The 8878-nt window shown below is 40.4% G+C and carries 9 protein-coding genes; 7 read left to right on the top strand and 2 right to left on the bottom strand.

Features of this window, described 5'->3' with window-relative positions:
* The first annotated feature begins 8 nt into the window (after nucleotides 1-8).
* The 3 genes from AC07E5_RS06215 (at nucleotide 9) to AC07E5_RS06225 (ending at nucleotide 4368) form a co-directional block, all read left to right on the top strand.
* Nucleotides 9-548, top strand: a complete 540-nt coding sequence (locus AC07E5_RS06215) for a DUF2939 domain-containing protein (RefSeq protein ID WP_498625002.1) — start codon at nucleotides 9-11, stop codon at nucleotides 546-548.
* Between the two features lie 38 nt (nucleotides 549-586).
* Entirely contained in the window at nucleotides 587-1051 is a 465-nt protein-coding gene (locus tag AC07E5_RS06220; RefSeq protein ID WP_257224847.1) for a hypothetical protein, read from the top strand.
* An 83-nt stretch (nucleotides 1052-1134) separates the two neighbouring features.
* A complete protein-coding gene (locus AC07E5_RS06225) occupies nucleotides 1135-4368 on the top strand; it encodes a type I restriction endonuclease subunit R (RefSeq protein ID WP_498625003.1) in 3234 nt (1077 codons plus the stop codon).
* A gap of 70 nt (nucleotides 4369-4438) precedes the next feature.
* Here AC07E5_RS06225 and repM read toward each other — a convergent pair whose 3' ends face one another.
* On the bottom strand, nucleotides 4439-5353 hold the full coding sequence (gene repM / locus AC07E5_RS06230; protein ID WP_498625004.1) for a replication initiation protein RepM: 915 nt from the start codon (nucleotides 5351-5353) through the stop codon (nucleotides 4439-4441).
* Between the two features lie 450 nt (nucleotides 5354-5803).
* Here repM and AC07E5_RS06235 point away from each other — a divergent pair, with 450 nt between their 5' ends.
* Entirely contained in the window at nucleotides 5804-6433 is a 630-nt protein-coding gene (locus AC07E5_RS06235; RefSeq protein WP_498625005.1) for an AAA family ATPase, read from the top strand.
* The gene (locus AC07E5_RS06240) at nucleotides 6430-6663 is read left to right on the top strand and encodes a hypothetical protein (protein ID WP_498625007.1); all 234 of its coding nucleotides are present in this window, start codon (nucleotides 6430-6432) and stop codon (nucleotides 6661-6663) included. The genes AC07E5_RS06235 and AC07E5_RS06240 overlap by 4 nt, the downstream gene beginning before the upstream one ends.
* A gap of 94 nt (nucleotides 6664-6757) precedes the next feature.
* On the opposite strand, the gene AC07E5_RS06245 is transcribed toward AC07E5_RS06240, so the two are convergent.
* The gene (locus AC07E5_RS06245) at nucleotides 6758-7075 is read right to left on the bottom strand and encodes a hypothetical protein (protein WP_163048523.1); all 318 of its coding nucleotides are present in this window, start codon (nucleotides 7073-7075) and stop codon (nucleotides 6758-6760) included.
* 290 nt (nucleotides 7076-7365) lie between these two features.
* Here AC07E5_RS06245 and AC07E5_RS06250 point away from each other — a divergent pair, with 290 nt between their 5' ends.
* Nucleotides 7366-8529: a DNA methyltransferase gene (locus AC07E5_RS06250; RefSeq protein WP_179990958.1), complete on the top strand. Its 1164-nt coding sequence runs from the start codon at nucleotides 7366-7368 to the stop codon at nucleotides 8527-8529.
* Between the two features lie 55 nt (nucleotides 8530-8584).
* On the top strand, nucleotides 8585-8758 hold the full coding sequence (locus AC07E5_RS06255; protein WP_498625009.1) for a hypothetical protein: 174 nt from the start codon (nucleotides 8585-8587) through the stop codon (nucleotides 8756-8758).
* The last annotated feature ends 120 nt before the right edge of the window (nucleotides 8759-8878 follow it).

The raw sequence follows: 8878 nt of genomic DNA on the forward strand, positions 1-8878 counted from the left end.
GGGTAAACATGAATAAGAAGCTGATAGGGGCAATCATAGCAATCGTAGTCATGATCTGTGGCTACCTGTATGCAACACCATACATTGCACTCAATAACATCAAGAAAGCAGCGCAGGCAGGTGATAGCGATACAGTATCGAAGTACATCGACTATCCAAGCGTTCGTCAGAGCTTCAAAGACCAAATGAATGCCATGATGATGAAAGAGATGGCAAACCAAAAAGATGATGGTTTTGCAGCACTAGGTGCAATGCTCGCATCAACCATGGTCGATAAGATGATTGATGGTTTGGTCACACCAGAAGGTATGACCTTGATGCTACAAGGTAAAGACTTAAAAGACTCAGCAGAGCAGTCAATGGGTGGTCAAGATTCATCAAACCAAGAAAAAGAAGAACCTAAGCCAGAATATGAAGCGGGCTATACGTCCCTAAATGATTTTGAGGTGGTGATTAAAGATCAGAATCAATCCAAAGAAGTCAAAGTGCTCATGGTTCGTGATGGCTTAAGTTGGAAGATTCATAAGATCGCTGTGCCGATGGATTAAGTAGAAGAAAATTAGAGGGAAACAGAATGATAAAGCGCATGACTCAAATGGGATTTGGCTTGATTGCTGTAGTTGGCTTTGCTGCCACTGTCCAAGCAGCACCAGCTAAATTCAATCATAGCGGTATACAAAAAGGTAAAGTCATAGAAACTTGTTATCACTCTCCTTGTTCAGTCGCCAAGTTTGTCTCTTACAAACAACTGAACAAGACAGCGACAGAATCCAAGATTCAAGTGACCTTGCTAGGTGGGAGCCGTGAGTGGGAAGCCAAGAAAATTGACTGGAACAGATCGCCACATAAAGTCACTGTGAATTGTTCATACAAACGACCAACAGTTCAGATCGGCTCACAAAAGACTCTGATTCCACTCAATGATGGTTTAGGTGTACCAGGTGTTCTAATGGTTGATGCTGAACTCTACCTCTATGCTTGCCATAAGTTTGAGGGATCTATTGAGGATGCTGTGCAGAAGTATGGCTATAACGTGCAGGACGATGAATAAGGTTTCTCAACTTTACATCAGATAACAATTAATGAGTCCTGGCTTTATGGACAAATTTAGGGGGAAGTATTCAAGTGACTAAGATGACTGAATCAGACATCGAGCTGATGGCGATAGAGCAACTAGAGGGAATGGGCTATACCTATGTGTATGGACCTGAAATTGAATCCAAGGGAAGCAACCCTCTACGAAGCTATAAGCAGGTCATTTTGGAAGCCAAAGTACTGGAGGCCTTGCAACGTCTCAATCCTCATTTGAATGAAGACAAGTGCATTGAGGCGCTGAAGCAAGTCACTAATCTGCATTCCCCAGATATGCTCAGCAACAACCAGGCATTCCATCGTTTGCTCACTGAAGGCATCAACATTGAAGTGAGCAAGGATGGTAACACCCAAGGTGAATATGCCTGGCTTGTTGACTTCAATAATCCAAGCAATAACGAATTCCTTGTCGTAAACCAAGTCACCATCAAAGAAGATCGTTGGACAAGACGACCTGACATTATCATCTATGTGAATGGCTTACCTTTAGTGGTCATTGAGCTTAAAAATGCCACAGACGAGAATGCCACTGTAGAAGGCGCATATAAGCAGATCCAGACCTACCAAAGCCAGATCCCATCACTGTTCACCTTCAATGCCTTCAATGTTATCTCTGATGGTTTAGAGGCGAAAGCAGGCACTGTATCAGCAGACCTGAGTCGTTACATGGCTTGGAAGACTTCTAATGGTCAAACCAAAGCAAAGAATACACAGGCACAGCTAGAAGTCTTAATTCATGGTTTACTCAATCCAGTGACTTTACTGGACATGATCAGGCACTTCATTGTGTTTGAATCCAACAAACAAGAAGATGCCAATGGCCTGATCACTATTAAGACCATCAAGAAGATGGCTGCTTATCACCAGTACTATGCAGTGAATGCAGCAGTCCTCTCGACTATTCGTGCGTCTGCAGTGAACTCGGACTCGAAATCTGCAGAAGTCGCAATGCAACAGCAAGGTAGAAGCAAGCTGGAGCTGGTCCAGCAACAAGCAGTAGGTGACAAGAAGGCAGGTGTTGTGTGGCACACACAAGGCTCAGGTAAGTCTCTGTCCATGGTTTTCTATACAGGTAAGATTGTCTTGGCTTTGGATAATCCAACTGTTGTTGTGATTACAGACCGTAATGATTTGGATGATCAGCTCTTTGGAACCTTTGCAGCATCAAGCCAACTACTCAGACAAACACCGAAGCAAGCAGAGAATAGAGATGAGCTCAAAGAGCTGCTTAAGGTGGGTTCAGGTGGGGTGATCTTCACCACTATCCAGAAGTTCCAACCTGATGATGGTGGCAGTGTCTATGAGCAGCTCTCAGACCGAACCAACATTGTGGTGATTGCAGATGAGGCACATCGTTCACAGTATGGTTTCAATGCAAAAGAGGTCGATGTCAAAGACGAGAATGGCAAGGTTGTCGGTAAGCGGACTGTCTATGGTTTTGCCAAGTACATGCGTGATGCTTTACCGAATGCCACTTACCTTGGCTTCACAGGAACACCAATTGAGAAGACTGACGTCAACACGCCTGCAGTCTTTGGTAACTATGTCGACATCTATGACATCTCTCAGGCGGTAGAGGATGGCGCCACTGTTCGTATCTTCTATGAAAGCCGACTCGCCAAGATTGCCATTAGTGAGGAAGGCAAAGAGCTGATCGAAGACTTTGACGATCAGTTTAGTGAAGACGACTTAAACCAGACACAAAAAGAACGGGCAAAGTGGGCAAGAGTCGAAGGACTCATTGGTAGTAAAGAACGTGTCAAAGCGATTGCCAAAGACATCGTAGAACACTTTGAGCAGCGTCTAAAAGCCAATGCAAACCAAGGTAAAGGCATGATCGTCAGCATGTCTCGTAGGATTGCGGTAGACCTCTATAACGAGATTGTAGCAATCAAACCAGAATGGCATAGTGATGACTTGCATGATGGTGTAATCAAGGTGGTGATGACCTCATCTGCTTCTGATGGTGAGGAGATTGCCAAGCACCATACGACCAAGCAGCAGCGTCAAATTCTGGCTAATCGTATGAAGGACAATGATGACAAGCTGAAGCTCGTGATTGTGCGTGATATGTGGTTGACTGGTTTCGATGCGCCGAGTATGCACACGCTCTACATCGACAAGCCAATGAAAGGTCATAACCTCATGCAAGCCATTGCACGAGTAAACCGTGTCTATAAAGACAAGATTGGTGGTCTGGTCGTAGATTACCTCGGTATTGCATCAGATCTGAAAGAGGCTCTGTCCTTCTACTCTGAGGCAGGTGGTAAGGGTGATCCTGCATTAGTGCAAGACGAAGCTGCAACCATCCTGCAAGAGAAGCTTGAAGTGCTTGATGGCATTATGCATGGCTTTAATTATCAGGAATACTTCACAACCGATACCTCTCGAAAGCTCAACATCATCCTTGAAGCTGAGGAACACATCCTTGGTGTAGATCAGGGCGAAGGTAAGACCCGATTTCTCAATGCAGTATCAGCCATGTCACAGGCATTTGCATTAGCTGTACCTCATCCAAATGCGATGGAAGCAGCGCCAGTGGTTGCATTCTTCCAGGCTGTAAAAGCACGACTGGCCAAGTTTAGTGATGGTTCAGGCAAAATCTCAGGCCTGAGCAATGCTGAACTGGAAGCCAAGGTCAAACAAACCATTGACCAGGCTCTCGTTACTGAACAGGTGGTGGACATCTTTGATGCAGCAGGAATCCAGAAGCCAGACATCTCCATTCTCTCTGATGAGTTCATGCAGGAGATGAAAGGCTATAAGCACAAGAACATTGCACTAGAGACCCTCAAGAAGCTCTTAGGCGATGAGATCAAGATGCGAGAGCAGCGTAGTGTCACCCAAGGTAAAAAGCTCATGGATATGCTGAGCTCTGCGATCAAGGGTTATCAGAACAAGGTACTGACTGCAGCCGAAGTGATTGATGAACTCATCAAGTTAGCTAAGGCAATCCAAGAATCAGACAAAATGGCAGAGGAACTCAACCTGACTGAATATGAATATGCGTTCTATTCAGCAGTTGCAGACAATGACAGTGCTAGAGAGTTAATGCAGAAGGAGATCCTGCGCGAACTTGCTGTTGTTCTGACTGAGTCTATTCGTAAGAATGTAACTTTGGATTGGACCATCAAAGAAGCTGCCAGGGCGAAGCTGAGAGTCATTGTGAAGCGCTTACTCAAGAAGTATGGCTACCCACCTGATATGGCTTTACTGGCGACAGAGACTGTACTTGAACAGGCAGAACAGTTAGCGGATGAATTATCTGCTGCTTAATTTTTTGCAATCAAATCACAGTTATTACAAAACTATATTAGTTGTATATAACAACTAATCTAGTTGCAATTTATACATCAAGACCTAACTCTTTGAGGACATCAGCATACTTTCTGACAACCTCGGGATCTTGTAGTTCAGTCACAAGCCTTTTCTCTAGATCAGCATAGCTTTCCCCTCTTGCAGCTTTTTGGCTTGCAAATGGGTCATGGTGAGCTAGCTTGTTGGCAAAGAACTGAATTTGCTTATCTGAGAGCTTCTTAGGCTTCGTATGAGTAACTTCCTTAGGTTGGTGCTTAGCAGTGAATGTAAACGAGAAACCACTGATCGTACGCCCTACTTTGTGTTGTTCGTAAGAAGCTTTGATATCCGTCTGGTCATTGATTTGGTTTAATGCTATGTCTAGTACTCGAACCTTAAAGTTCGCCATCTTTGCATATTCACCTTCAGCTAACCCGAGTTTGAATCGAAAGTCATCAATATCAAACATAGGTGTCTTTCCAACACTACGCCATTGGATCAGTAACTCGTAAAGGCGAATCGCATACTTACTTGTAAGAGAGCTAATTTGCTTCAGTTCATAAGCAGTGAATGACTTCTCGAGCTGGGTAATCAGTGGAATAACGTCAGGCGCAAAACTGAGTTCTACGATACCTGCAGAATCAACATAGGCTATTTTGGAAACCCAACGTGATTTCACGATCTTTTCCTGCTGAGTCCCCTCATGGATGCCCTTGTAACTGAATTTGCGCTCAAATAGGTTGCTGGCTGCGTTTTTAAGCCCCTCATAGGCAGCGTGCTTATCCACATTAAACTGCTTCATATAATGATGAGCATGAACCTCTAACGTGCTATTAGCGTCCACATTCTTGCTTAATTCTCTTGCCTGCACAATTGCTAGGAGAATCAGCCGTTGTTCTGTTGTATCCAAATTATAGCTGGCATTGATTAACGCATTATCCTTAACTACGAGTTCATTTTTCACCGAGACTTCCCCATGTAACAACCCAATTAGCATACACCAACAAACAGTGTAGGCACAAGGTGGGAAAATGTAGACTTAAAGGTGGGAAAATGTAGACTAATGGGTGGGAAAATGTAGACTAATGGGTGGGAAAATGTAGACTTAAAGGTGGGAAAATGTAGACTTATGAGCTCTGAAACACTTGCTATATAAGGCTTAAAGAGGTCTTAAAAATAAAAATATTAAAAATATTAAAAATAAAAAGCTTATTGTTTAAAAATTTAAGAGAATTTCTTGTTTTACGAGTAGCCATTTACAGTGATAAGCAAAGATAAATAGAGACAACCCTAATATGGGTGGGAAAACGTAGACTTATGATGAATCCATAGATGAAAGCATCTTAAGTCAGCATTTACATCAAACTAAAACATAACTATATTGGATTCAAATTAGTTACAAATTACAAGTAAAATGATCATCTTAATTGGTAGTCAAAAAGGTGGATGCGGTAAATCAACAATAGCCATCAACATTGCAGCATATCTTGCTAAACATAACAAAGACATCGTTTTAGTTGATGCTGATCCTCAGCAAAGTTCAGCTAACTGGGTTAAAGACAGAGATGATACTGACTTACCTAAAGTGCATTGTGTACAACGCTATGGCGATATCAAAAACACTTTGAAAGATTTGGATAGTCGTTATGACTATGTTGTTGTTGATGTTGCAGGTCACGATAGTAAAGAGCTGAGAACAGCAATGTTAACAGCTCATTACCTGGTAGTGCCATTTAGGCCATCCCAATTCGACTTGGATACTCTACCTCATCTATCAGAAGTGATTGATCAGGCGAAGTCCTTTAATGAGGAACTGAAGCCATTTGGACTACTAACATTGGCTCCAACAAATCCATCAGTGTCTGAAGTACAGCAAGCGAACGATTATCTCGCTGACTTCCCATTGTTCACAGCATTGTCATCCGTGATCCATGATCGCAAGGTTTATCGTGATGTCACTGCTGAAGGTAAAGGTGTTGTTGAATCCAATAACCCAAAAGCAATAGACGAGTTTGAGGCTTTTATGAAGGAGCTTTTAGCATGATTAAGAAAAGAGAATTAGCAAAACCTTCTCCTGACATGGAAGCTTTCATCAATGGTGCTAACGAGGAAACTACTCAAAAACTAGATCCGAAAGCACCTAGAAAATTTAAGACGCATACAATTCCAATGAACGAATATGAGTATCAGTTACTCACTGAGTTGGCTGAAAAGTATGGACAAACGCATAATGGAATTATCAGATTTGCTTTGAAGAAGTTAAAGGAAGAGTGAAACTAAATAAAAATCAATTTGAAACTAATTTAGTTATAAATTAGTTTTAATATAGGGACTGTACTAGATTAACTTAGTACAGTCCCTATAAAAATTAATGGCTAATGATGTCGAGAATTTTCTTCCATAAAATCTCAACGACTTCTTCCTGACTTATCTCATGCAGGTAAACTTCTGAAATTTCTTGTTGAAGCCACTTCTCTAATTTCTCTTGATGTGCAGAATGACTAGAATATTCATTCAATCCAAAATGAGTGATCATCTTGTTCGATGAATTTCCAGAATCGTAACTCATAAAATCATAAAGCTTCTGTAAAACAGATTTAATGACCTCTTTCTGAAAACCCTTCCGGATTTTTTCCTCTCGGTACATCAAGTCTAAGTTATTGTGGGCTATATACACATTTGGCATAAATTTATCCTTGTAAAGTCAAGGATCACAAGAACTAGAGACAATGAGGATATAGATAACTTTACTTTCGATATCTACTATGAAAAAATCCCTACGCTAACCTACCAAGTGGCGTAGTTTATTGCCTCATATTCTTATGATCGTAATAAATGGGAAAAAGAGTTTTTAAAGCTCTTTTTTTTAAACCATTTTTTTGGTAACCAATATGGTTACCAAAAAAATTAACTTGTTTTATGAAGGTTGTCAATCATATAATCCGTACAAATAGCTATTTTTTTTGAGACACTTCAATGGATGAGTTTGTTGCATTCCCTTCTTTTAGCCATTTCTTTGAAAATAGCAACACGGGTATTTCTGATAAAGATTTTGAAAAAATAAAATATGAAATCAATGACTTTGATATCATTGTTGGGAATGAAATAAACTCTTTACATACACTTGTTTCACAATCTAAAGAGTTTGATTTGATTATTATAAAACCAGAGATCGATTTTTTTATTTTTGTGGGGCTCTTTAAAAACAAAGATTCTGTACTTAAACATTACCGTCAATATTTTGAATTATTGAGACAATTACTTACTGATAAAGGTAGTTTATATGTACATGTTTCCAACCTTCATCTAATGAGTGAATTCCAAGTAATATTAGATAAAGTTTTTGGCGAAGCTAGGTGTGTGAATCAAATTTTACTAAAAACCCATAATTCTTCATTTAAAGCATCAAAAGGCTTTACTAAAACAGCTCATGAGGTAATCCTTTTTTATACTAAAACAGATAACTTTATTTGGAATGATGTGATCCAGACAATCACAGATGATAATTTAGCTAAAAAGTTTCCTCATGTGGATGCACTGGGGCAATTTAGACTTATGCCTTTACATGTTCCTGGTGTGCGAAAACATGGTGAAACTGGTAGGCAATGGAGGGATATGAATCCACCCGAAGGTAAGCACTGGCGTTTTTCTCCAGAAAAAATGGATGAACTTGATCAACAGGGTCTTATTCATTGGTCCAGAACAGGCAATCCACGTTTAAAAGATTATGTTAAAAGTGATACCGGTGTTAGATATACAGACTATTGGGACTTAGCATCAGCAAAAAACTCAACATACCAAATTAAAAATCTGCAAAAAGCCTATGAGGTTATTATTAAATCCAGTACCAATGAAGATTCCCTAATATTGGATGCTTGCAGCTTTGATAGCGTCTGCTTGAATGCGGCAAATAACTTAAATAGAAAATGGATTGCAGTAACACCTAATATAGAGTCCTTTTTATTTACATTGCGTTATTTGGACAAAGACTTTTGCTCGAAAAATTTGGCAAGGGCTATTACAACTCCAGAATTTATCTCTAATGAGTTCGCTAATCCTAGCCCTGTGTATAAGGTACAAAATAAAAAATTCAAACATTTAAGTCTTTTAAATAACCTTAGAGTCATCTTAAGTGATTAAATTTGTAGGAAAAAACTTTGAGCTCTGAACGGCTCGGAGTAGGTCATTAAAAATCTTGGGACAGCTCAGTAATATTTTACTCACGGTTGCACTGCTTTTTATTGCTTGGGTGTGGTTGCTGCATTTTCCTTGGTCATGGGTATTGAAAACAACGATTGTGATGGAGATATTGGCTGTAACTTTTGTAGTGTTGTGCGAATATTCAGGTCGTGAGGTCGATGGAGCGTAAGCGTCCGCTGAACACACCTTCTGAATTCATCCTATAAGCCTTAATTTAGTCCCCACTTAGAAACAAGTGGGGACTTAAATTTATGACTACAAATAATCAGACATCCATCGCATCTCTTGC

The organism is Acinetobacter seohaensis, assembly GCF_056431365.1.

Excerpts from the sequence above, each read along its gene's own strand:
- AC07E5_RS06240 (WP_498625007.1), top strand. The coding sequence starts at position 6,430 with ATGATTAAGAAAAGAGAATTAGCAAAACCTTCTCCTGACATGGAAGCT.
- AC07E5_RS06245 (WP_163048523.1), bottom strand. The coding sequence starts at position 7,075 with ATGCCAAATGTGTATATAGCCCACAATAACTTAGACTTGATGTACCGA.
- AC07E5_RS06225 (WP_498625003.1), top strand. The coding sequence starts at position 1,135 with ATGACTGAATCAGACATCGAGCTGATGGCGATAGAGCAACTAGAGGGA.
- AC07E5_RS06250 (WP_179990958.1), top strand. The coding sequence starts at position 7,366 with ATGGATGAGTTTGTTGCATTCCCTTCTTTTAGCCATTTCTTTGAAAAT.
- AC07E5_RS06235 (WP_498625005.1), top strand. The coding sequence starts at position 5,804 with ATGATCATCTTAATTGGTAGTCAAAAAGGTGGATGCGGTAAATCAACA.
- AC07E5_RS06220 (WP_257224847.1), top strand. The coding sequence starts at position 587 with ATGACTCAAATGGGATTTGGCTTGATTGCTGTAGTTGGCTTTGCTGCC.
- AC07E5_RS06215 (WP_498625002.1), top strand. The coding sequence starts at position 9 with ATGAATAAGAAGCTGATAGGGGCAATCATAGCAATCGTAGTCATGATC.